The following is a 23,593-nucleotide window of genomic DNA, read 5'->3' as shown; positions in this document are numbered from 1 at the left end:
GTGCATCCGCTCCTTTCAAAGTTTGTGGGTTGAGCCTTATGTCTGACCTTCCTTTCACTTTAGATCAGTTACGTATTTTAATAGCGATCGCCCAAGAAGGAAGCTTCAAGCGCGCCGCTGATAGTCTTTATGTCTCCCAACCTGCCGTCAGCTTGCAAGTCCAAAATCTCGAACGACAGCTGGATGTCCCCTTATTTGATCGTGGCGGACGACGCGCCCAATTAACCGAAGCAGGGCATCTACTTCTTAGTTACGGTGAAAAAATCCTCAGCCTGTGTCAGGAAACCTGCCGCGCGATCGAGGATTTACAAAATCTCCAAGGCGGTACTTTGATTGTCGGTGCTTCTCAAACAACCGGCACTTATCTTTTGCCCAAAATGATTGGGATGTTCCGACACAAATATCCAGATGTGGCAGTGCAATTACACGTCCACTCCACCAGGCGAACTGCTTGGAGTGTTGCTAACGGACAAGTTGATCTGGCAATTATCGGCGGTGAAATTCCGGGTGAACTATCAGAATCTTTAGAAGTTCTTCCTTACGCTGAAGACGAACTAGCGCTGATTCTACCTATCTTTCATCCCTTAGCCAAACATGAAAAAATCCAAAAAGAAGAGCTATACAAATTACAATTCATTGCCCTAGATTCCCAATCGACTATCCGCAAAGTAATTGACCAAGTGCTAGGACGCTGTGAGATTGATACAAGACGTTTTAAAGTTGAAATGGAACTAAATTCCATTGAAGCAATTAAAAATGCTGTGCAATCTGGTTTGGGGGCTGCCTTTGTTTCAACTAGCGCGATCACTAAAGAGTTACAAATGGGTGTTCTGCACTGTGCCAACATTGAAGGCGTCGTCGTCAAACGGACACTGTGGCTGATTTTTAATCCCAATCGCTATAGATCCAAGGCCGCAGAAGCTTTTAGTCGGGAAATTTTACCTCAGTTTGCTAATCCTGGATGGAATCAAGATGTGTTAACATTTCCACAAAAAAACATAGTGGTAACTACATTAGATATAGGGACGCCCACCTCCGGCGAAGACTAAAATCTGGTGATTAGTCTTTGAAGTTCTGTACCCTTGTTTTGAGGTCGCCGCTGCACGTAGCTTGGCTTTTGAGTAGGGTTCCGGGAATAGTAACCAGACCCTCTCTACCAGACACGCTCTCTACGCGGACTCGTTGGCAGAGCCTCTGGTAGAGTTGAGGCTGTGCTATCGCCGTCAGCCGGCGCTCATACTTCTTTTTTTGTCATTTGTTCTTTGTTTTTTTGGAAATGACCAATGATCAAATAATTCGTAATCCCCTACGGGAAGGCTGCGCTTACGTAATTCGTAATTATTACCTCATAGCTGTTCGCGCAGCGTACTAAAGCAAGCTAGGGGTTTGACATCAGGAAAAAAGTTTCTTGTTCTTTATAAATAAATTTAGTCGCTCTGTAACCTGAATGAATTACGAATTACATAGCTTGCTTCTCGCCAGAGGCGAGTATTATCAATTACGAATTATTTTGACTAATGACTAATCACGAAAATGGAAGTTTACTGTACTCGTCCACGTTGCCCACGCCCACAAAACTATTTTGCCGATTTAGATGATATTACGACGCTGAAAACAACGCAGCAAAAGTACTGTACTACCTGTGGTATGCCACTGCTGCTAGATGGTCGATATGTAACAATTAAGCTGCTGGGAAGAGGGGGGTTTGGAGCAGCATTTTTGGCACGCGATCGCCGAATTCCAGGAATGCGTCAATGCGTAGTTAAGCAGTTTCAACCAGCGGGTAATTTAACTTTAACTCAACTGCAACAAGCACAGATAATGTTTGAGAGAGAGGCAGAAGTTTTAGCACAGCTTGGTAACGATCACAAGCAAATTCCTGACTTGTTTGCCTTCTTTCCAGTGATAGTTAATAGTTTGCAGCCAGGACAGCAAGACCAGTTTTTTTACTTGGTACAAGAGTATATTGATGGGCAAAACTTAGAGGAAGAATTAGTTCAACAGGGTAAATTTTCTGAACAGCAAGTGTTGGAGGTACTGCAAGAAATCCTGAAGGTGCTAAAGTTTGTCCATCATAGAGGCATTATCCACAGAGATATAAAACCGTCTAACATCATGCGCCGTCGTGATGGTAAACTTTTTCTCCTAGATTTTGGCGCAGTAAAGCTTGTGACAAACGCTGCATCTGGTTCTGCTGCTTCTTCCACAGGAATTTATTCTATGGGATTTGCACCACCTGAGCAGATGGCTGGAGGTCAAGTATTTCCATCTACAGATTTATACGCCTTAGCTATAACTCTTATTACTTTGTTGACAAATCAGGAAGCAATTCAACTATTTGATGCCTACAGCAATCAGTGGAAATGGCGATCGCAAGTGACTATCAACCCTCGCCTTGCTGATATTTTAGACAAAATGCTGCTACCTGCTGCTAATCAGCGCTTCCAATCAGCCCAGGAGGTTTTAGATGCACTTAACTCACAGCCTCTAGCCCCGACACAACTTAATTCGCCTTCTGTAACACTCCCAGCACAACCATCTAAAAGTTCCAGTCCCGTCGTCCCCCGCCGTCCACCAACTCAACCAGCGTTTTCTACAGTGGAATTATTGGGTGGGGCGGCATTTAGTGGGTTTGAGGGTGCATTGATCGCGATCGCCCTCTCCAGTCTAGTAAAATTACCAATAGCTACTTTCACTGTTGCATGTGTGATTTTAGGGATACTGATATTTGCCCAAACCAGGCGGTGGATTGAAAAGTTCGATTTATTAATTATTCCGACAATTACTTTTGCGATTATTTTTTTTCTTCCTTTTTTACGGGTGGGTGTTGATATTCAGACAGTAGTTTTTTTATCAATTGCAGCAGGCTTAGTAGCGATTTCACTAACAGCCATATTTCGACTTATTTATAAATTATTATCTCTGTTACTTTAAAAACTCCTGGTGTTAACAGCCACCTATGTCTCAGAAAAACGAAACACTTAGCCTTTTCTTAGCCGCTGTAATCACCATTGGCTTAATCTTTGGTGGCTTATGGTTTTTTATGGCACGGTGGGCGCAATTAAATAAACTTGTTGCGAACCAGTCGGAGAATAGCAATCCCAGAGATGCCATTTCTGTTCCTAAGCCTATAGAGACTGGCAAGACAAGTAATACCATCAGCAAATGTGACGTGCCAAATCTCCCAGAAGGGACATTCAACTATGGTGGTAGCACAACCTGGGCACCTATTCGTAAAGACGTAGACTCCGTACTCCAAAGCCAATGCTCTCAGTTTATTTTACGCTACACTCAACCTCCATCAGGTGAATCAGGATCTGGAACTGGCATTCGGATGTTGATAGACAATCAACTAGCTTTTTCTCAATCTTCTCGCTCGGTTAAGGCTGAAGAAAATACAGAAGCTAAACAAAAAGGATTTAGTTTCAAAGAAATTCCAGTGGCGATTGATGGAATTGCGATCGCAGTTAACCTTAATCTGAACATTCCTGGTTTAACTGTCGCCCAACTCAAAGACATCTACACGGGCAAGATTACTAATTGGCAACAGGTGGGCGGGCCAAATTTACCAATTACAGTTTATTCTCGTAGCAAACAAGCTGGGGGTACAGTGGAATTCTTTGTCGAAAATATTCTAAATAAAGAGAATTTTGGTACCAACGTTAGTTATATTAACACGACCACTGAAGCAGTACGAAAAGTAGCTGCAAGTCCTGGCGGAATTTACTATGCTTCTGCCCCAGAGGTTGTACCCCAGTGTATGATAAAATCCTTGCCACTAGGGCGCACAAGCGGTCAATTTGTGCCTCCCTACCAAGAACCCTTTGTACCTGTGTCTGAATGTCCCACTAAGCGTAATCAGTTGAATACTCAGGCGTTTCGTAGCGGGGACTATGCAATTACCCGCAATTTATTTGTAATAGTTAAACAAAATGGTCAAACAGATCAGCAAGCAGGTGTTGCTTATGCAAATTGGCTGCTGACACCTCAGGGTCAAGAACTGATCCAAAAGGCTGGATTTGTCAGAATTAAATGATCAAAGCAGTTAGATTTAGCAAAATAATCAAATAATAAACATTTTTATTTTATTCAAATTTGTTTATGTCACAAAAGAATGAAACCACAATTTTAGCCTTGGCTCTGTTGCTGACAGTTGGAATAGTTGGCGGTGGTGTGTGGTGGTTTACTAATGGATCTGGGTTCAAAATTGGTAATACCATCATTTCAAATCAAGAAACAGGCAGCAATCCATCCTTAGAAAACCGGATTAGTTTTGGGGAAAAAATTTTGACTTCAGGTGACATTTCTCCTGCAAAAAAAGAAGGAGTACAGGCGATCGCTGCTAAAAGTTATAATAAAGCGATCGCTAATTTCACCGCTGCCCTCAAATCCAACCGTAACGATCCAGAAGCATTAATCTTTCTTAACAATGCCCAGATAGGCTCCTCTAACAGTTACACCATTGTGACTTCTATACCAATAGGAACTGACCCCAATATTTCTTTAGAAATTTTACGTGGCATCGCCCAAGCCCAAAATCAAATTAATCGTTCTGGAGGAGTCAAGGGAGTGCCGTTGAGGGTAGGAATAGCTAACGATGACGACAATCCAGAAATATCGAAGCAAATCGCTTCCAGCTTAGTCAGCAATCCAGAAGTATTAGGTGTAGTTGGGCCTAACACTAGCGATTCCACCTTAGCCGCAGGTAATACTTATAATTCTGGACAACTTGTAGCAATTTCCCCTACCAGCACATCTGTAAAAATTTCTAACTTTAGCCGCTACGTTTTTCGCACGGTTCCCAGTGATTTTATGGCTGCTAGAAGTTTAGCTAACTACATGGTGAAAACCTTGCAGAAAAAAAATGCAGTAGTTTTCTTTAATTCTCAAAGTAACTATAGCCAGTCTTTAAAGTCTGAGTTTGTTTCATCTGTTTCCCTAGAGGGTGGACAAGTATCCAGCGAATTTGACTTATCCAAGGTGGATTTTAGCGCGGCTAAAAGCCTAGAACAAGCAACTAAGCAAGGTGCAGAAGTGTTGATGTTAGCAGCTAACACTGAAACTCTGGATAAAGCGTTACAAGTAGTTCAGATTAACCAGAAACGGTTAGTTCTGCTGGGAGGAGATGATGTTTACACCGTCAAAACTTTAGAAATTGGTAGAGAACAAGCTGCGGGCATGGTAGTGGCAGTTCCTTGGCACATTGATAGCGATCCTAAGTCAGATTTTCCCCAGAAATCACGGCAGTTATGGGGCGGTGATGTGAGTTGGCGAAGCGCCCTCAGCTATGATGCGACTGTAGCCCTGATTGAGGCATTAAAACGCAATCCCACACGATCAGGAGTCCAACAAGCACTCTTCTCCTCTGACTTTTCTGCCACTGGCGCTTCTGGTACAATTCGGTTTTTAGCATCAGGCGATCGCAATGCGTCAGTCCAACTTGTGAAAATTGTTCCTGGTTCTCGCTCTGGCACTGGTTATGACTTTGAACCAGTACGATAATCATCGAAGAAAGGCAGATATCTGGAGGCAGCAAGGTTTTAGCCTAGTTTATCTTTCTTTACATAGTTTGGTTTTATGATGCCAACTTACTTATCTGCTATCCAGATTGTCTGAATGCTTTTTTCTCACTTGTGAGAAATCGGAGTAATACTGCCATGACTATTTAATAAACTTTGCCTTTCCTTAACTTTTCATTAATTTTCAGGTAACAAAATACAGAAGTGGACATTTTAGCAGTTGGTGAGGTAGTGCAATCTTGAAGTTTTCCCAAGTGAGTAACTGCTGAACCCAGAGAGCTAATGGACGAGTTGTTTAATACCTTGTCCCTTGTAGGGAAAATCAAGAATAATTTGATGCGATGGAAATTGTACCAAATTATGGGTGCAGTCATTTCTGACTTCTGGATTTTTCTTTATACCTTCAAGTCTAGCTATAGCAGTGTCTTCACTTTGGCATTATTTTCAGTGTGAAAAGAACACACTTTTCTAAACTATGGGCAAAAATATTAACAGCAAACTTATGCTGAGTGCAACACCTTTAAGAAGGTTATCGCAAGTAACTGCTACCGCAGCGCTTGGTTTCGCTATGCTTGCAGCTATTGGTACAGATTCTGCCCAGGCTGTCAATTTGAAAACATTTAATATCTCAGGAAATTTTGCTCCTGTGGCTCTTGATGGTTCAGTAGGGCTACCTGTGAATTTAGCAAATGGTTCTTTTAATGGGACTTACACAGTGGATGTGGATCAATTACCCGCTTCTAGTTATTTTGTAGATTTGACAAGTTGGACTGTCAACTTAGTCAATGACAATACTATTTTGCGAACATTATCCAACAGTTTGGCTGGCAATACAGCTTACATTCAAGAGAACATACTTGCTTTTGCAGACGCAGGCTTATTGACAAAGCAAAACCATAATTTATACAGTTTGGAACTATATTTTGACAAAAATCTCACAGGTACGGGTAGTACCAGTGATGGAAAATTTTTGGACAACAGTAACCTGGGAAGTGTCCAAAGCTCCGGCATTACTGCCGTTACTTTTGCTAAAAGTGAGCCTGTTCCTGAACCTCAAACTTTTGCTGGAACAGTAGTTGTAGCTACTATCGGTTTATGGCTAAAAAGAAAGCAAAAAGCTTAAATAGCGGCATAATTTTGCTTCTGCTCAAAGGGATTAAGTTTTTCGTAATTTCGGAACCAATAAAGCACGGCGGAAGCAAAATAATTATTTTAAATTAATCAAACGCTTGCGGTGTATGAATAAGAATTACCAAGGAGATGTGCTTTGAAACGATTTACAAAGTTCTATTTTGCTCTAACACTCTTGCTACTACCGTCCTCGATCATACCATCGATGTTTCTCGGCTCGGCTCGTGCAGAGGATGCTTCTCGACATGAAGCATTGCCAGCAAACTCAACCGTCACAACTCAGCCAGATGCAACGCCAGACGTGACGCGATACTTAAATGATCCGCACAAGGAACCCCATCTGCCGCCGAAGTTGCTCGCGAAACTGGTTCACGAGCGGATCAAGTATGTCTTCGTAATCTTTAACGAGAACCACTCCTTCGACAACGAGTATGGCACGTTGCCCGGTGTTAACGGACTCTACTCAGATGGACAAAAGCCTCGTGACCCAAAGAAAACGCCGGGCTTCACCCAGACCTATACGGATGCTAAAGGCGTGACCGTCACGGTTCAGCCATTCCGGATCGGGTCTGAACAGAACGCCAGCGCCGTTGACAGTGTTGACCACTCGCATACCGGACTTGCAACCAAGCTCCATGTTGTGGACGGCAAGCCACAGATGGATCAGTTCGTCTACGACGAGTACACACGCTTCGCATCGAAGGGTGGAGCAGCCAACATTGCTGAGGGCAAGCAGTTTGCCCGCCTTGTGATGTCGCACATCGACTGCGACACCATTCCGTTCTTCTGGAAGTGGGCTAGTCGCTTTACGGTCTTTGACAACATCTTTGCAACCGAAGACACGCCCTCAACCCCGAATGCGGTGGCGATGATCGCGGGGCAGTCGGGTGAAACACAATGGGTGAAGCACGGTTCGAGTGGCAAATCTTACACCGTGGGCAGCCAGACTGGGACGACGCAGGGTGTACCTATAGTCAACGATCCACAGCCCTTCTATGGCTCCCAGTTCGACACAACGACGGACAACAAGCAACCTGCTGGCACGAAAGAGAGCTACGCCGATAGCAATATCTCCTCGAACCTGACCTTCGCCAGTCTACCGCTCACCTTCCAGGGGCGCAATATTCGGTCGGTTTTAGCTGGCAACAGGAATCATTCATTCGATCTAGCCGATATCCAGCAGGATATCCCCTATATCCAGAAACTCCGAACTGAGCCTGTGAATTGGCACTGGTATCAAGAAGGCTACAATCTTGAGCCGACCGATACCAACGGGATTGCTTCTCACAATGCCTATGTCACCCATCACAACGGCGCACAGTATTTCGGCTATATCGCCAACACGCCGGAGGTGAGCAAAAACCTCCGCGGGCTTGGTGACTTCTTCACCGACATAGCTAAAGATACCCTGCCCAAAGGCGGCGTGTTCTACGTCCGTGGCGGCTACACGAATCAGCAGGGCTTGAAGCCGCCGATCACTAACCCCAACACGCCGCCGGATGAGATCGCCGCGATTAATGCAGCAAAGTCGGGCGATGACGACCATCCGGGCTACAGCGATCGCCAGCTCAGTGAGGGGATGGCGGCCAGGGTGATCAACGCGATCGCCTCAAATCCAAAGCTTTGGCAGCAGAGTGCTATCATCATTACCTACGACGAGTCCGATGGCTTCTACGACCATATGCCACCGAGGATCTTGTCCTATGGCCCTGACGGGCTGCCGCTCTCCCGTGGTGTGCGTGTGCCACTGATCCTAATCTCACCCTACGCGCGGACGCACGCCGTCTCCCACGCTGAGGGCGATCACAACTCCGTGATCGAGACGATCAACACGATCTTTGGTTTACCTGCGCTTGCCAGCCTGCCCGATGAGGCACAGGCACTTGCTGCTGGTAACTCCCCACAGTTCAACAAGTTCGGGCCGCCAGGATTTGAGCAGAAGTACCTCGGGCCACGCGATATCAATTCGCCGATCACCGACAGCTTACTATCGGGCTTCGATCCGAAGCGTCTGCTCGGTGTCTCGCCGCCACTGCCAGCTTCGTTTGCGAAGATTCCAGACAGCGTTATAAACACACTACCGCACTACGGTGGGCAAGGCTGCCAGGCGATCGGAGTCACGCCGGAGGACAAGCGCCAGAGGATAGTCAACAAAATTCCCAAGGGCTTCAACCCACTACCAAGTACTTATCCAGCGGCTAACCCTTAAAGTGTTGAGTGCTGAGTAAACAAGTGGGGAATCTCACTTCTTTACTCAGCACTCTTCAAATATCCCCATTTTTCGACATTCCCTGAGGAGAATTCATGCGCTTTATCTTAGTCTTGCTGACTCTAATTGGTGTCAGCTGCTCGATTTCCACGGCTCAGGCTGGTTCAGTGATCAAACGTGTCAAGGAACACAATGTGGTTCGCTGTGGCAGCGTCGAGCGGACAGGTCTGGCAACTCAAGCCGAGCCAGGAGGCTGGAGTGGTCTCAACGTCGACGTCTGCCGGGCGATCGCCGCCGCCGTGCTGGGATATTCTGACCGCATCGAATATCATGAGTACGAAACGCCGAAGGACTTTGATGCTGTGCGTAACCAGCAGGACGACGTATACTTCCTCACAGGATCGGAGATCGACGAGCAGAAGCTGGCCGGCAAGTTGGTACCTGGCCCTACTATCTTCGTAGAATCCAATGCGGTGATGGTGGCGTCCACCTCGGCTGCACACCACGTCAGCGACCTGGCCAAAGAAAGCATCTGCTTCATGATTGGCAGTTCGGTCGAGCGGAGCCTGACGGCTTACTTCGGTGCACTCCACAAGAACTGGTTCCGTCGGCCGTTCTCTGAAGACGGGGAGATGATCGATACATACAACGTGCAAAATTGTCACGCGATCGCCGGTGAGATCACGACCCTTGCAAAGATTCGCCTCGACCCTGGGGTTAACCGATTATCGAGCCGCATCCTCCCGGAGCCACTGACGACCTTTCCGGTGATCGCTGCAACCGGAACCGCGGACGCTCAGTGGTCTGCGATCGTCGCGTGGACAGTGGATACATTGATCAACGCCCAGAGACCGGAAACACGCTGGTATGCGGGCAATGCTGGGGCGATGCCGATCTTTGCACCAGAACTGGGTCTCGATCAGGAGTGGCAGCGCCGCGTTCTCGTATCTGTAGGCAACTATGGCGACATCTTTGATCGCCATCTGGGGAAAGGCTCCCTACTCAGGCTTGATCGCGGATTAAATGCGAACCATCTCCAAGGAGGACTTCTTCTAAGCCCGTTCCTTGAGTAATTTTAACTAAGCATAGAAGTGTCAGACAAAGTTTTTGGCGAAGATATTGATGGGGAAATTTATTATACCTTGGCATTTATTGTAGTCAGAAGTTAGGATTTATCATAATTCCTTAACAAAACACCCGTCCTCCCAATACAATCTCAAGTAGCAAGCACCTATCAAGTCAAGCACTTATATTGAATGGACGCACGGGTAATTTAGTATGTCCCAAAAAAATGAAATACCTATTCTTGTTTTATCCATCCTAATTACGGTAGGGCTAGTTACTGGAGGTTTTTGGTGGTTCACCAGAAAGTCTGGTGTTGACCTAAATACAATCAATTCTGGTAGCACCAAAACGCCCCAAACTGCATCAGAACAACCTAGTGGCAAGACTTTCGCCTCAGTACAGGATGTTCCTACAGGATTATTCAATTACGGAGGCAGTACATCTTGGGCACCGATTCGACTGGTAGTTGATCCAGGAATTCAAGCGGCGCGACCAGAACTTCGGCTGCGCTATGTAGAACCCAGCAATGGATCTCCTGGTTCTGGTACTGGTATCCAGTCACTGATAGACGGTCAATTAGCTTTTGCCCAGTCCTCCCGACCAGTCCTAGATCAGGAGTTAAGCCGTGCCCAGCAGCGTGGGTTCACTTTGAAACAAATTCCTGTGGCAATTGATGGTTTGGCAGTCGCAGTTAACCCTAACCTTAATATCCCAGGACTAACGATAGAACAGTTAAAGTCAATTTATACAGGCAAAATCAATAATTGGAGCCAGGTGGGCGGTCCCAATATCCCGATTAAGCCCTATTCTCGCCGCATTGTTGATGGCGGTACAGTCGAACTTTTTGTTCAAGACATCTTGGGTGGTCAAGCTTTCAGCTCCAATGTGGAATTTATCTCCACAACCACCCAAGCCTTGCAAAAATTGGCTGGTAGTTCTGGCAGCATTTACTACGCTTCTGCCCCAGAAGTGATTCCTCAATGCTCAATTAAAGCCTTGCCGTTGGGGCGGACGCAAGGGCAATACATTGCTCCATACCAAGAACCTTCTGTCCTCCCGTCTGAATGTCCTGGTAAACGGAACAAATTGAACACTGAGGCATTCCAATCAGGAAAATACCCCATTACTCGCAATCTGTTTGTGGTGGTCAAACAGAATGGTCAGACTGAGCAGCAAGCAGGTGTCGCTTACGCCAACTTACTACTGACTGAGCAGGGACAGGAACTGATTAGCCAAGCTGGGTTTGTCAAAATTCGCTGACAGGAGCGATCGCCTCCAGCGGGGTGTAGCCCATCGCACTCAGACAGAGTGGCGGAAATCGCCGCTCTGAACTGTGCTTTAACCAGCTCTATTAATCGATTCTGCTGGCAAGCAAATGAGATTATCCCCTTGGGTGAGGATTAAGCCGCGTTGACGCAGCTTACCCATCAAGCGGGTGACGGTGACACGAGTCGAACCAATCGCGCTTCCAATTTGGGCATGGGTGAGGGGGAAGGGCAGACAATAACCGCGAATCACATCAGGATCAGTGTCGCTCATTGCTGGCTCTCCATATTCCTCGATTAACAATGTGAGAAATCCTAAGAGGCGGTCAATTGTGCGGCGTTGTCCCAAGGCACTCAGCCACAGCAGCTTACGCTGATGCTGATACCTAAAGGCATCCATAACTTCGCGACGGAAGTGAGGCCAGTTGTCTAAGTCATGCCAATACATCCACAGCACCGCCGTTTGGTCAACATGGGCGTAAGCCTGGAGTGTGAATGGTGATTGGGCAACAATTTCAAATGGCTGTCCCGCTCCCACAAAACCCAAAAACGCTTCTTCTGGGGTTCTGTTGATTCGTCGAGACGTTAGCTGACTGGCAGTCGCACTCACTTGGGCGGTTCCTACCATGCGGATCGCACCCCTTTGCACCAAATATAGCAATCCAGGTCGGGCTGGAATGCGCTCATCTTTGCTAAAGGTACGGCAGCGGTAGTGTTCTTGAGCCCAGTCAAGAATTCGTTGCCAAGTTAAAAAAGGCCGTGATGCCTCAGAAAAGGAGGATGGAGATTGCATAGGTAACAAAGAGCGTTCGGCTGAAGACAAAGACGTCATAAAAAGGTGCAAGGAGTGTCTTTGTGTTGGCGAGGCTTAACGCCTAACAGCGCCAGCCAATCCAAAGAATAGAAAGCAAATTACTCTCTACTCTTTTGTTATACTTCCTACTGTACAATGATGGTAGTAAAGTTTACTTACTATTCATCGATTATTCATCAAATTTTATCCTCTTCTCATTTTTCTTTATCGAAATTATATTTATCTCGCAAGATAGATGACAGAAAATCAGTAAATATATTTTACATGGGCATTTAAACAAAACTACGTGCATTATAAATTACTAGTGAGGAAATATACGTCAGTTAAACAGCTATTATATAGTTATTTGGAAAAAATAATAAGCATTAATACTTATAAAATAGAAAACATATGCGTAAAAGACAAAAAAATTCATCTATATAAAGATAGAGATGAAGGTAGAGTTTTATATATCTCAAATGTGGCCCTGCGACTGTCAAAATCTCAGAATCGAAAAGCTATGGAGCTTGTCAGTGCGATCGCCTCTGATTTATCGAAGACTTGTGGCGACGTTTTTAGCGTCCAAATTGTTCCCCCTGGTTGGATACATTTTGAATTAACTCACTCTACCTTAGCGGCTTGGTTACAAAGTGTTGCAGTGGGGAGTTTAGAAGGAGCAGGGGAGCAGGGGACAATTGATGCCCAATACAACTCTTGGAGAGGCTACGTCAACGACGCCGACTCCATCGAGCGAAGTCGAGATGCTCAGTACAAGTGCCCAATGCCTAATTCATTGTTTGCTGTTCAGTATGCCCATGCACGTTGCTGTTCGCTAGTGCTGACGGCTCACCGAGAAGGATTGATTAAACTTAGAGAACCAGTTCCAAATACTAGTCCAGCTTTTTGGAGTGTTATCTTCCCTAACCCTTTACCTTGGCTCAATTGTGATGGAACATTGCGGCTAAATCACCCAGGTGAGCGTCGTCTAATTGCTGAGTTAGTGCAAGTGGTAGATAACATCGAGTCCCCTGATATTAGCGGTTCTGTGAAATGGGAAAAAGTAGCGCTGAATTTGAGCCAAGCTTTTGAAAATTTCTGGTCTAATTGCCGGATTTGGGGTGAGGTGAAAATTACTTCACCAGAGCTAGCCCAAGCCAGACTTGGATTGCTTATGGCTACTCAGTCAGTATTAAGATATGTGCTAGAGGAAAACTTGGGTGTTTTTGCGCCCTTGGAATTATAAATCGGTAATGTCGCTTAGGTAGAAAATAAAAACTTTTATAATAGCTATTGACTGAATGCATGACCTGGGCTACATTATCAGGTGTGTGAGGAGCGAACCAGCTAGGGCACCGAGACGAAACACGGCCAGTCGTCGGTGTCCTTTCTGATTTATATGGGTTAACTTTGAAAAAGTGCCCTGATTACAGCAAAAACTTTTCAATTGCTACTGCTGCTCCGTCTTCCTCTACGCTAGGAGCTACCCACTGAGCGATCGCTTGTACTCCTGCTGGTGCGTTGCCCATAGCTACACCAAGTCCAACATATTCCAGCATTTCCATATCATTAAAGTTATCGCCAATAGCCATAACGTTGGCTGTCTGTAATCCCAGCAATTCTTCAGCTAGGTAACGCACAGCAGTTCCCTTATTAACAGAGGCGTTAGTTGCTTCAAAAAAGGTAGCAACAGATGTTGTGAGATAAAGTTCAGCAGGTGTGTATTGGCGGCGCATATTCCCCAATAGCTGATCTATCACATCAGTGTCATCGCACAAAGCGAGAATTTTTGTTGGTTCATTCGTTAATACTTGGCGCAAATCACCCACAGGAATCGGGGTAATACCAGAACGTTCTGCATAAATTTGGGTTTCTCTAGTTAACTCACGGACGTATAGTTGATCATTGATGTAAAAGTGGACAGATAGGAGCGATCGCAACTCAGGCTGCTCAAAATAGTCGATTAGCTTGTGGGCAATTTCCCTGGAAACAGCCCAATGGCGATGAATTTTTTGGGTGATCGGGTCTTGAATCCAGGCTCCCTGATAGGCCATTAATGGTAGGGTAGAGCCAAGGTCTTGGTGGAAGCGCAAGGCTGAACGATACATTCTACCTGTAGCGATCGCCACTTGAATTCCTCGGGCTTGCGCTGCAACAATCGCTTGCTTTACACCTGCACTAATGGTGTTAGAATGTCCGGCGATCGTGCCATCTACATCCAAAACTAGTAGTTTAATGTCTTTTGCAGCAGCCTGATTATCAGTAGATGCCAAATGTGTGGCAGATGCTTCGTGCATAATTTTCTAAATTTTAAGTTCCAGTAAGAGGTTAACAGGCTCTAGAAACCAGTGGGAAGTACTAAAGCTGCAAATACGTAGACATCAGTTTGTCTAAAATTTTGTACAGGAGTAATTGGTACGCAAAAACTGCGCTATTGTCGCTAAAGCCAAGCTGAACGAGCATCTGAAATTGCTAACTATCTGACAAAGCTTGTGGCTAAAATAAGGCTATGTCTGAAATCACTTCTGCAACTGCAACACGCCCCACGTTCATCCTTGTAGATGGACACTCCCTCGCTTATCGTTCATACTTTGCTTTCGCCAAAGGACGAGATGGAGGACTGCGGACTACAACGGGGATTCCTACCAGTATATGTTTTGGTTTTGTTAAGTGTCTGCTGGAGGTAATGGCAACACAACAGCCCCAAGCAATGGCGATCGCTTTTGATTTGGGTGAGGCAACTTTTCGTCACGAAGCTGACGATACTTATAAAGCCGATCGCCCGGAAACGCCAGAAGACTTCATTCCCGACTTAGCAAACCTGCATGAGTTGCTCAATGGCTTCAATCTACCAATTTTCACTTCCCCTGGTTACGAAGCAGATGATGTTTTGGGAACTCTAGCCCAGCGAGTAACTGCTGCTGGGTATAGGGTGAAGATTCTCACTGGCGATCGCGATTTATTTCAACTGATTGACTCTGATAAAGAAATCACTGTTCTGAATTTTAGTCCAGATGCCCTAAAGCGCTCTACAAATAGCATTACGGAATTTGAAGCAGAACAAGTCAAAGAGAAGATGGGCGTTTTTCCTTCACAAATTGTGGATTTCAAAGCTCTTTGTGGTGATAAATCGGATAATATTCCTGGGGTCAAGGGAATTGGAGAAAAGACAGCAGTGCAGCTGCTAAATACCTATGGTTCACTTGACCATGTTTATGCTGCATTAGATGAAATTAAAGGCGCAACTCAGAAAAAACTAGCAAGTGGTAAAGAAGATGCCGATAGGTCTCGGTATTTGGCAACTATAGTTTTGGATGTTCCTATAGAATTTGATTTAGAAAATTGCAAATTAAAAGGTTTTGAGACAAGCGTCTTATCACCAATTTTAGAGAAATTAGAATTAAAGTCTTTTTTAGGTAAAATAAACGACCTCCAGCAACGTTTTGGTGGCAAAGTCGAAGACAAACAAAAAGTCAAAAAAGAGGTAATTAATTCCAACTTTGCTAACTCAGAATTCAGCGCTGATGAAGATAATGATTTGTGGTTTTTCAGTGCTAGTGATACAGCAGCAGTTCCACAGCAATCTACTTCCTCAATTACACCACACATCATCAATACTGAGGTCAAACTAACTGAGTTAGTGAAACTTTTGCAAAAATTCACTAACTCCAAGACTCCCGTTGCTTGGGACACTGAAACCACTGATTTAGAACCGAGAGACGCTGAGTTAGTAGGAATTGGTTGCTGTTGGGGAACGAAACCAGATGAGGTAGCCTATATTCCTCTGGGGCATAAAACTGGGGAAAATTTGAATAAAGATTTTGCGCTAGAAACATTACGCCCAATTCTCGAAAGTGCCGATTATCCCAAAGCTTTACAAAATGCCAAATTTGACCGCTTAGTTTTAAAGTGTCAAGGAATTAATTTGGCGGGAGTAGTGTTTGATCCGATGCTGGCAAGTTACATTCTAAATCCAAATTCTAGCCATAATTTGATGTATTTAGCGGAGCAATATTTGAAATTGATCGCAAAAAGTTACTTAGATTTAGTTCCTAAAGGTAAAACCATCGCTGATATAGATATTCCCGCCGTAGCAGATTACTGCGGTATGGATGCTTATTCTACCTTTGGCTTAGTGCCAAAATTACGTGAGCAACTAGATAAAATTCCAGCTTTATCTAAGCTTTTAGTGGAAGTCGAACAGCCACTAGAAGCAGTTTTAGCCGAAATGGAATATACAGGTGTCCGCATTGACGTTCCTTACCTTGAAAAACTTTCAGAACGGTTAGAAAAAGATTTGGCAGAAATCGAACAAAAAGCTTATGCTGCTGTTCCTGGTGAAACGTTCAACTTGAACTCACCTAAGCAGTTAAGTGAAATACTGTTTAACAAGCTAAATTTAGACTCTAAAAAGTCTCGTAAAACTCCTACGGGATTTTATTCTACTGACGCGGCAACGCTAGAAAATTTACAAGGAGATCACCCTTTTGTCGATGCCCTATTAGAGTACCGTACTCTACATAAACTTTTCTCTACATACGTCAAAGCAATACCGAAATTAGTCCGTCCAGATACGCAACGGGTGCATACAGATTTCAATCAGACTGTTACAGATACTGGACGTCTATCTTCTTCTAATCCGAATTTGCAAAATATTCCAATTGGCACAGCTTTTAGTCGCCAGATTCGTAAAGCGTTTTTGCCAGAACCTGGTTGGTTAATGGTAGCTGCTGATTACTCACAAATTGAATTGCGAATTTTGGCTCATTTGAGTCAAGAGCCGATATTAGTGCAAGCATATCAGCAAAATGAAGATGTTCACACTGTTACGGCGCGGTTAGTGTTTGAAAAAGAAGATGTAACATCAGATGAAAGAAGGTTAGCCAAAACTATTAATTTTGGCGTGATTTATGGCATGGGTTCTCTAAGGTTTTCGCGCTCAACTGGGATAGATAAGACCATTGCCAATCAGTTCATTAAGCGGTTTAATGAACGATACCCTAAAGTCTTTGCATATTTGGAACGAGTCAAAAAAGAAGCGATATCTCTTGGTTATGTAGAAACTATTCTCGGTCGTCGTCGTTACTTTGACTTTACTAATAACAGTTTACGTAAATTAAAAGGCAGTAACCCAGAAGATATTGATCTGAGTAAATTAAAGAATTTAGGTGCTGACGATGCAGGTTTACTACGCTCGGCTGCTAATGCACCAATTCAAGGTTCCAACGCTGATATTATCAAAATTGCAATGGTAAGACTGCATGAGGTTTTGAATAACTATCAGGCGCATTTGTTGTTGCAAGTTCACGATGAATTAGTGTTTGAAATCCCCCCTCAGGAGTGGGAAGAATTACAACCGCAAATTAAATCGGTAATGGAAAACGCAGTCCAGTTGAGTGTACCCTTGCTGGTCGAGGCGCGTGTCGGTGAAAATTGGATGGAGACGAAGTAAGTTGAACTGGGGACTGGGGATTTGGACAATTACGTTGGTATAGAAGTACTTCTGTCTTAGTAGCTAGATCAAGTTGACAAAGTAATCAAGAGTCAATACTTTTGACTCTTGACCCTTGATGATGGAGCAGGCAATAGCTAAGAGTTAACCGCCACGCTTCAGCGCTGCTTCAACTTGCTGTAACTCCTTCTCTAAACGATTTTTAAGTTTTTCGGGTACAGAACGATTTGGGTAAGAACTGTAATGTCCAGCTAGGGAGTTGAGGGCTGTTCGCATGGTTGTAAAGGAGCCAAGACCAGAAACAGAGTTAACCCGCTGATAGCGAGCTGAAAAGTCATTAATTTTTTGACGCGCTTCTGCTTGAACTGCTGCTTTGTCTGGTGAATCTTGTGATATGTCCAGAGCTTGTCTCATAACATTGACCACAGCTAAGGTGTCTTGGCGATAATCCCCACTCAAACTATCTGGACTGCCAGAACAGCCCATTAAGCCGATAGCTACAACCAAAACCAGCGCAAGCAAACGCGACCAATAGCGCTTCATATGCATTAAGTAAAAGAATACGTAAATCAACGTCCATCCTATCTTGAATTGGTAACTTGGGGATCAATTGAGTGGGGAGCAATTGAGTAAGGAGTGGGGAGTAGGGGAGTAAAGGGCAGTTTCATTCCCTAAAAGGCGCTCATTTACAAGTATCTTAGGCAAAAAAATCAGGTGATTAAAAAATCTGATTGGACAATTATCATCGCGCTGCCTTTTCTGTGAGAAGCAATGCCAACAGCAAGGCAATTCTTGGAGACGCTACGCATAGCAAGATCCCCGTAGGTGTTATGGAGTTAGAGCTTGATACGATTTAATCAACTAACTTTCCCTACCTCAATTTTTGCAATTTAAGCATTGTAATACATATCATTAGCCATAAAAAACCGACTCCATAACCTGCAATTATGTCTGTGGGCCAATGGACTCCTAAATATAAGCGGCTGATACCAATAGCAGCAATTAAAATAACTGTCAAACTGTAAATAACTTTGGCAAACTGAGGATAGGGAGTTGCCAACTCGTAAGCAATAAAACCATAAAGTACCATAGAACCTAGTGCATGACCACTAGGAAAACTAAAAGATGTCTCCGAAATCAATTGATGCCACAGTTCAGGGCGAGGTTTAGAAAAAAACAACTTTAGTGCTGTATTTAAAATTACCCCTCCCAAGCAAGTAAGTACAAAAACTTTCGCTTCTTCTTGGTAACGTCGCCACCAAAGGAATAAGACAGTAACGTCTGCAACTATAACCACTGTACTAGGATTACCAAGATTTGTAATAAATAGCATTAAATTATCTAAATTTGGATTAGCGAACTGATGTAGCCATAATAGAAAAGTAGTATCAAATGTAAAAGCATCTCGCTCCAAAACCTCTTCAGCCAGTTTTGCTAAAACAAAAAGGATGAGCAGACAACTAGCAAGTCCAAGAATACTAATTGTGGCAATTAAAGGAGCCAAATGAGGATGTATACGACGCAACCAGAAATTAGAAATTTGTCGGAGCATACTTTAATATTATTCATCACGCACTTTACCAACACCAAAAATCAGAAGGGGAAAGTTTAGGAAACCTACGATTCCGAGGATAAGGGGTGTTCCTATTATTGGGTGAGTCATCTATCTGCTTAAATGCATCACTCAAGTGGGTGACGCACTTTTTTCTCACTTCGCATGGAAAAGAATAGGACAACTGACAGCAGGATAAAGGCGATCGCCGAAGCATATTCCCTTGGCAGTGATAGACCGCCACTTTTGACTGAACAAGCACAGCAAGTAGTTGAAGCATCTGTGGCAGGTAAAGCAAGTAGCGTCAAACTCGAAAATGAAGATGGCAACTTAGTTTATGCTGTAAAAATTGGTCAGCAAAATGTTAAGGTTGATGCTGGTAATGGCAAAGTTCTTTACGCTGAGAATGCCAATCAACAAGATGATAAGAATGAAGCCACTCGTCTCACAAGTAGTATTCAAGTTCAAGAAACTAGTGATGGCGATCGCCAAACCAATGATGATAGCAAGTAAGTACAGAACTTAAAATCATATTATCAAGAAGTTGGTAAACGCACAATAAAACAACTGCCAATTCCTAATTGACTTGTAACACTAATTAATCCACCGTGATTTTGAGCAATAGCCTGAGCGATCGCCAGCCCTAAACCAAAACCAGCTGACCAATAAGAACGAGACTGATCTGCTCGCCAAAAACGCTCAAAAACCTTGTCGATATGCTCTGGTGCAATTCCCACACCTGTATCTTGCACATTGACATAAAGTTGGGAAGCAACACGACTGATTTTAATTTCAACTACGCCTCCTGATGGTGTATAGTAAAGTGCGTTTTCAACTAAATTAGTAAACAGTCGCGTTAATTGAACTGAATTACCTATTAGCTGAAGATTTCCAATTAATTGAGATGTCAAGTTAATTTGCTTGACTTCAGCTTGAGGTTTATACAGTTGTATTAAGTTTTCTAATATTGACGTTAAATTCAGAGTATCCCTATTCTGATTGGAAACTCTATCAGTGCGTGCTAACATTAGTAAGTCTTCTGTGAGGCGAGTCATCTGGTGAGTAGCGCTGGCGATCGCCTGAAACTTTTCTGCATCTTTTGGCCCGATTTCTTCTGGATATTCTAGCGGTAACTCAGCATTAATTTTAATCGCCATTAACGGACTGCGTAGTTCGTGGGAAGCATCAGCAGTAAACTGTTTGAGCCTTTTAAAATTATCCTCAATGGGTTGCATTGCTTGACGAGTTAGTAAAATTCCGCCAATACTACTAAGAACCAAAGTTATAATAATTCCACCTCCTAATCCCCAGTCCAGTTTTTGGAAGGTTTCATCAAATTCTTCTAAAGATTGGCTCACCCTCACATACCCAACTAGCTCACCATTATCGCTCATCATAATTGGTATAGTCACTGCTTGGATAGGAATTTTGCCAGTCTGAGCTTGTAGCATCTTGTTGGACAACAAAGGTAAGGTTAAAACAGTTTGTCCTTGTTGGGTAATCAAATTTCCCTGAGTATCAAACCACTGCAATGCTTGATGATAAGTAATTAAGTCTTGTGGATGAAAGTCACTTTCAACCGTCAGGCGACCTTTTTCAAACTCCACATTTGCAGCCGCACCTTTCCCTATGGCTATGAGTTTATCTGTTATTTGTTCAGTCAGACTGCGAGTTAAAGCAACTCGAACTGCGATCGCAAATGTTCCCAGCAGCGATGCGAACACCATTAAGTAAGATAACAATAAACGATATCTGATTCTTTGAAACACATTATTTTTGCTATAAAATTGTTAATATTTACATTAAATTATTTTACTTTTGTCCAAGACGATAACCAATACCATAAATATTTTCAATCAAGTCTTCTGAACTTCCAGATGCTCTAAGTTTATTCCGCAAATTTGTAATATGAGTTTTAATACTTCCTTCTCCCGAAGATTTATCAAAGTCCCACAGTTGGTCAATAATTATAGAACGAGTGATAACTTGATTTGGGTTTCTCAGAAAATATTCTAATATCATATATTCTTTAGGAGTTAACAATATTATATTTCCTGCAAAAGTAACCTGCTGAGTTGCTGGGTCTAGTTGCAAATTACCGTGGGTTAAAATCTGGGGACGAATCTCTGGAGTTCTTCTAGCTAAAGCCCTGATGCGTGCTGCTAACTCTTTTAAGTCAAATGGCTTAACCAAGTAATCATCAGCACCAGCATCGAGTCCTATAATTTTATCGCCTGTTGTATCTCGTGCTGTCAGCATTAAAATCATAACACTAGATGAAGTAGTGCATAAACGCTGACATAAAGTAATTCCATCTAATTTAGGAAGCATGAAATCTAATAAAATTAACTCATATAATGTTGATTGCGACCATTCCCAAGCTTCCAACCCATCGGTTGTCATATCCACAATATGGTGTTGTCGTCTTAAAAACTCAGCTAATGGTTTGGCAATGCGATCGTCATCTTCAACTATTAAAATTCTCATAATACTTTACCTCTAAATTATTAAAACTATTGGGCTTGTTTACATTGAGCAAAAGTTATCTTATCGATAAGGTTAATCTTAGATTTTTCATCATATATTCTTAAGCTTAACTTAATCTAGTTTAATTAATATTTCGTAAGCTCAATCAAAAAATGTAATATCAATCAAGCTGATTCTTTAAAGGAAAAAATCCTAAATTAAATAGTTATTTCAGCAGAGGTAACGACAAATAGATAAATTTTTAATTTTGCTATTTAGTAACAAAATACCTTTACCAGTAAGTAAACTTCACAATATTTTATATTGTTTTAGCTTAGTTAGGCTTGGTTCTAGAACTATTGATTATTGCTGATTCATAACGCTAATAATCACAAGCCTTTAACAATACATCGCTACTTTATCAACAAAGGAAATAAATAGGATGACTCGATTTAGCTCTTCTCATCTACCTACTGTTTTAAAAACAGTGATTTTTGGCACAACTATTTTAATAGGGCAGACATTTTTACAATTTAATAACTCAGCAGCAACAGCAGCCAGCCTTTACCAACATGTGTTGCTCTTATCAGTAGATGGACTACATGATGCTGACATCGCTGATCCTTTGCTTCAACCTTATTTATCGAATATTAAAAATTTGCAAGCAACTGGTGTTACTTACACTAACGCCTTCACCAGCACACCCTCCGATTCCTTTCCTGGCGAATTGAGTTATCTTACAGGAGCCAGCCCAAAAACTACAGGGGTTTATTATGACAATTCATATAGTCGCTCATTATTCAGTCACCTAAAGAGTCCTGCTGGTACTGAAGTTCTATTTGATGAAAGCATCGATAAAAACTCAAATATTCTTAGTGGAGGAGGTGATTTTGGTAAAGGTAGCATTGATTCAAGTAAGTTGCCAGTAGACAGCACAGGAAAACCTATTTATCCTCATAACTACCTAAATGTTAATACAATTTTTGAGGTAGCCCACGATGCTGGGTTACACACTGCATTTATTGATAAACATCCTGCTTATGACCTTGCAAACGGCCCTTCAGGTGAGGGAGTTGATGACTTTTATGCTCCAGAAATCAATGCTAAAGTTGCCTTAGAAAACGGCAAATTAGTTGATCAATCAACAGCCCAAAATCCTAGTAATCTTACATTTAAAACGACAACTAAAAGCACTAGTCTTACAGAGGCATATGATGATTTGAAGGTAAATGCACTTTTAAATCAAATAGCTGGTAAGGATTCTCAAGGAAAGACTACTCCGGGAACTCCTGCTATTTTTGGCATGAATTTTCAAGCTCTTAGCGTCGCCCAGAAAGATGCTAGCAGCAATGGTGGAATTGCTGCTGATGGAACACCTTCATCAGGATTAATTGATGCCTTAGAACATACAGATGCTAGTATCGGAAACATAGTTAATGCATTGAAGCAACAAAATTTGTTTGATTCAACATTGGTAGTCTTAACAGCAAAACACGGTCAAAGTCCTCGTGAGGGAACAGCTACCCTGATTGCTGAAAACACATTTACAGATATCTTAGAAAAAGCTGGGATTACCGTAAATCATGCAACACAAGATGATATTGACTTATTTTGGCTAAAAGATCAAAGCCTTGCTGATACTGCAACAACTCTTTTAAAAAATCTCAACAATCCGGCGATTAATGAGGTTTTATTTGGTGATGCACTACAACAAGCAGGCTTTGGCAATCCATTGTAAAATGACCGGACACCAGATTTAATTATCAAATTGAACCCTGGATATGTGATTTCAGATGGCACAAAAAGGGCTGAACATGGGGGTTTTTCGGATGACGATACCCATGTTGCATTGATTGCTGCTAGTGAGATTTTAGATTCTGAACTCAAAGGTACAATCCAAACGCAGACGGTAAAAACAACTCAAGTTGCAGTTACGGCTCTAGATGCGTTGGGATTAAATCCTGAGTCATTACAGGGTGCTGTGAAGGAAGGTACTAAAAAACTACCAGGGTTAGGAATTTCTAATACCCGCGCAGTACCAGAGCCAGATACAAGTCTTGGCTTGTTATCTATTATGGGCTTGATGTTAACAGTCTCTCTATGGAAACGACGCAAGCAACTAAGTTAAGCGTTGAAGACTAGTT

General features: G+C 43.0%; 19 protein-coding genes. 13 read left to right on the top strand and 6 right to left on the bottom strand.

The genetic code is table 11. The features are described 5' to 3' along the window. The first annotated feature begins 38 nt into the window (after positions 1–38). From V7K21_RS11025 to V7K21_RS10990, 8 genes are all read left to right on the top strand, one after another. Complete coding sequence (locus tag V7K21_RS11025; RefSeq protein ID WP_335174115.1) at positions 39–1,049, top strand: LysR family transcriptional regulator; 1,011 nt, start codon at positions 39–41, stop codon at positions 1,047–1,049. Positions 1,050–1,533: 484 nt separating this feature from the next. After that, positions 1,534–2,934 carry a serine/threonine-protein kinase gene (locus V7K21_RS11020; RefSeq protein ID WP_335174113.1) on the top strand — a complete coding sequence of 467 codons (1,401 nt, stop codon included), beginning with the start codon at positions 1,534–1,536 and terminating at the stop codon, positions 2,932–2,934. Positions 2,935–2,959: 25 nt separating this feature from the next. Then, on the top strand, positions 2,960–4,036 hold the full coding sequence (locus V7K21_RS11015) for a PstS family phosphate ABC transporter substrate-binding protein (protein WP_335174111.1): 1,077 nt from the start codon (positions 2,960–2,962) through the stop codon (positions 4,034–4,036). Positions 4,037–4,101: 65 nt separating this feature from the next. After that, positions 4,102–5,502, top strand: coding sequence for an ABC transporter substrate-binding protein (locus tag V7K21_RS11010; RefSeq protein WP_335174109.1), 1,401 nt, complete (start codon positions 4,102–4,104; stop codon positions 5,500–5,502). Between the two features lie 492 nt (positions 5,503–5,994). Beyond that, a complete protein-coding gene (locus tag V7K21_RS11005; RefSeq protein ID WP_335174107.1) occupies positions 5,995–6,642 on the top strand; it encodes a PEP-CTERM sorting domain-containing protein in 648 nt (215 codons plus the stop codon). A 144-nt stretch (positions 6,643–6,786) separates the two neighbouring features. After that, positions 6,787–8,859, top strand: coding sequence for a phospholipase C (locus tag V7K21_RS11000; protein WP_335174105.1), 2,073 nt, complete (start codon positions 6,787–6,789; stop codon positions 8,857–8,859). Positions 8,860–8,954: 95 nt separating this feature from the next. Then, positions 8,955–9,932 (top strand): hypothetical protein, encoded by a 978-nt coding sequence (locus tag V7K21_RS10995; RefSeq protein WP_335174103.1) that lies wholly within the window; start codon positions 8,955–8,957, stop codon positions 9,930–9,932. Between the two features lie 205 nt (positions 9,933–10,137). Next, the gene (locus V7K21_RS10990; RefSeq protein WP_335174102.1) at positions 10,138–11,184 is read left to right on the top strand and encodes a PstS family phosphate ABC transporter substrate-binding protein; all 1,047 of its coding nucleotides are present in this window, start codon (positions 10,138–10,140) and stop codon (positions 11,182–11,184) included. 78 nt (positions 11,185–11,262) lie between these two features. Here the strand turns inward: V7K21_RS10990 and V7K21_RS10985 are convergent, their stop codons facing one another. After that, entirely contained in the window at positions 11,263–12,021 is a 759-nt protein-coding gene (locus V7K21_RS10985) for a Crp/Fnr family transcriptional regulator (RefSeq protein ID WP_190899985.1), read from the bottom strand. Positions 12,022–12,502: 481 nt separating this feature from the next. On the opposite strand from V7K21_RS10985, the gene V7K21_RS10980 reads away from it, so the two are divergent. After that, the gene (locus tag V7K21_RS10980) at positions 12,503–13,225 is read left to right on the top strand and encodes a DALR anticodon-binding domain-containing protein (RefSeq protein WP_442948869.1); all 723 of its coding nucleotides are present in this window, start codon (positions 12,503–12,505) and stop codon (positions 13,223–13,225) included. 181 nt (positions 13,226–13,406) lie between these two features. Here the strand turns inward: V7K21_RS10980 and V7K21_RS10975 are convergent, their stop codons facing one another. Further along, positions 13,407–14,276 (bottom strand): Cof-type HAD-IIB family hydrolase, encoded by an 870-nt coding sequence (locus V7K21_RS10975; protein ID WP_335174098.1) that lies wholly within the window; start codon positions 14,274–14,276, stop codon positions 13,407–13,409. Positions 14,277–14,488: 212 nt separating this feature from the next. On the opposite strand from V7K21_RS10975, the gene polA reads away from it, so the two are divergent. After that, positions 14,489–17,431 carry a DNA polymerase I gene (gene polA, locus V7K21_RS10970; protein WP_335174096.1) on the top strand — a complete coding sequence of 981 codons (2,943 nt, stop codon included), beginning with the start codon at positions 14,489–14,491 and terminating at the stop codon, positions 17,429–17,431. Between the two features lie 144 nt (positions 17,432–17,575). On the opposite strand, the gene psb27 is transcribed toward polA, so the two are convergent. Next, the gene (gene psb27, locus V7K21_RS10965; RefSeq protein ID WP_335174094.1) at positions 17,576–17,980 is read right to left on the bottom strand and encodes a photosystem II protein Psb27; all 405 of its coding nucleotides are present in this window, start codon (positions 17,978–17,980) and stop codon (positions 17,576–17,578) included. A 322-nt stretch (positions 17,981–18,302) separates the two neighbouring features. Continuing rightward, positions 18,303–18,983 carry a phosphatase PAP2 family protein gene (locus tag V7K21_RS10960; RefSeq protein ID WP_335174092.1) on the bottom strand — a complete coding sequence of 227 codons (681 nt, stop codon included), beginning with the start codon at positions 18,981–18,983 and terminating at the stop codon, positions 18,303–18,305. A gap of 165 nt (positions 18,984–19,148) precedes the next feature. On the opposite strand from V7K21_RS10960, the gene V7K21_RS10955 reads away from it, so the two are divergent. Beyond that, positions 19,149–19,496 (top strand): PepSY domain-containing protein, encoded by a 348-nt coding sequence (locus V7K21_RS10955; protein ID WP_335174090.1) that lies wholly within the window; start codon positions 19,149–19,151, stop codon positions 19,494–19,496. 23 nt (positions 19,497–19,519) lie between these two features. Here the strand turns inward: V7K21_RS10955 and V7K21_RS10950 are convergent, their stop codons facing one another. Beyond that, positions 19,520–20,752: a sensor histidine kinase gene (locus tag V7K21_RS10950; RefSeq protein ID WP_335174088.1), complete on the bottom strand. Its 1,233-nt coding sequence runs from the start codon at positions 20,750–20,752 to the stop codon at positions 19,520–19,522. A 43-nt stretch (positions 20,753–20,795) separates the two neighbouring features. Next, positions 20,796–21,470: a response regulator transcription factor gene (locus V7K21_RS10945; protein ID WP_335174086.1), complete on the bottom strand. Its 675-nt coding sequence runs from the start codon at positions 21,468–21,470 to the stop codon at positions 20,796–20,798. A gap of 421 nt (positions 21,471–21,891) precedes the next feature. On the opposite strand from V7K21_RS10945, the gene V7K21_RS10940 reads away from it, so the two are divergent. After that, positions 21,892–23,187 (top strand): alkaline phosphatase family protein, encoded by a 1,296-nt coding sequence (locus tag V7K21_RS10940; protein WP_335174084.1) that lies wholly within the window; start codon positions 21,892–21,894, stop codon positions 23,185–23,187. 30 nt (positions 23,188–23,217) lie between these two features. After that, the gene (locus V7K21_RS10935) at positions 23,218–23,577 is read left to right on the top strand and encodes a hypothetical protein (protein WP_335174082.1); all 360 of its coding nucleotides are present in this window, start codon (positions 23,218–23,220) and stop codon (positions 23,575–23,577) included. Positions 23,578–23,593 lie beyond the last annotated feature (16 nt).

The organism is Nostoc sp. (assembly GCF_036919595.1).
Classification (GTDB): Bacteria; Cyanobacteriota; Cyanobacteriia; order Cyanobacteriales; family Nostocaceae; genus Nostoc.
The sequence above is the reverse complement of the archived record's forward strand: the minus strand, read 5'-3'. Positions and strand labels throughout refer to the sequence as shown.

What these genes read in the sequence shown, in the direction of transcription:
- V7K21_RS11025 (WP_335174115.1), top strand. Translation starts at nt 39, where the DNA reads ATGTCTGACCTTCCTTTCACTTTAGATCAGTTACGTATTTTAATAGCG.
- V7K21_RS11020 (WP_335174113.1), top strand. Translation starts at nt 1,534, where the DNA reads ATGGAAGTTTACTGTACTCGTCCACGTTGCCCACGCCCACAAAACTAT.
- V7K21_RS11015 (WP_335174111.1), top strand. Translation starts at nt 2,960, where the DNA reads ATGTCTCAGAAAAACGAAACACTTAGCCTTTTCTTAGCCGCTGTAATC.
- V7K21_RS11010 (WP_335174109.1), top strand. Translation starts at nt 4,102, where the DNA reads ATGTCACAAAAGAATGAAACCACAATTTTAGCCTTGGCTCTGTTGCTG.
- V7K21_RS11005 (WP_335174107.1), top strand. Translation starts at nt 5,995, where the DNA reads ATGGGCAAAAATATTAACAGCAAACTTATGCTGAGTGCAACACCTTTA.
- V7K21_RS10995 (WP_335174103.1), top strand. Translation starts at nt 8,955, where the DNA reads ATGCGCTTTATCTTAGTCTTGCTGACTCTAATTGGTGTCAGCTGCTCG.
- V7K21_RS10990 (WP_335174102.1), top strand. Translation starts at nt 10,138, where the DNA reads ATGTCCCAAAAAAATGAAATACCTATTCTTGTTTTATCCATCCTAATT.
- V7K21_RS10985 (WP_190899985.1), bottom strand. Translation starts at nt 12,021, where the DNA reads ATGACGTCTTTGTCTTCAGCCGAACGCTCTTTGTTACCTATGCAATCT.
- V7K21_RS10980 (WP_442948869.1), top strand. Translation starts at nt 12,503, where the DNA reads ATGGAGCTTGTCAGTGCGATCGCCTCTGATTTATCGAAGACTTGTGGC.
- V7K21_RS10975 (WP_335174098.1), bottom strand. Translation starts at nt 14,276, where the DNA reads ATGCACGAAGCATCTGCCACACATTTGGCATCTACTGATAATCAGGCT.
- polA (WP_335174096.1), top strand. Translation starts at nt 14,489, where the DNA reads ATGTCTGAAATCACTTCTGCAACTGCAACACGCCCCACGTTCATCCTT.
- psb27 (WP_335174094.1), bottom strand. Translation starts at nt 17,980, where the DNA reads ATGCATATGAAGCGCTATTGGTCGCGTTTGCTTGCGCTGGTTTTGGTT.
- V7K21_RS10960 (WP_335174092.1), bottom strand. Translation starts at nt 18,983, where the DNA reads ATGCTCCGACAAATTTCTAATTTCTGGTTGCGTCGTATACATCCTCAT.
- V7K21_RS10955 (WP_335174090.1), top strand. Translation starts at nt 19,149, where the DNA reads ATGGAAAAGAATAGGACAACTGACAGCAGGATAAAGGCGATCGCCGAA.
- V7K21_RS10945 (WP_335174086.1), bottom strand. Translation starts at nt 21,470, where the DNA reads ATGAGAATTTTAATAGTTGAAGATGACGATCGCATTGCCAAACCATTA.
- V7K21_RS10940 (WP_335174084.1), top strand. Translation starts at nt 21,892, where the DNA reads ATGACTCGATTTAGCTCTTCTCATCTACCTACTGTTTTAAAAACAGTG.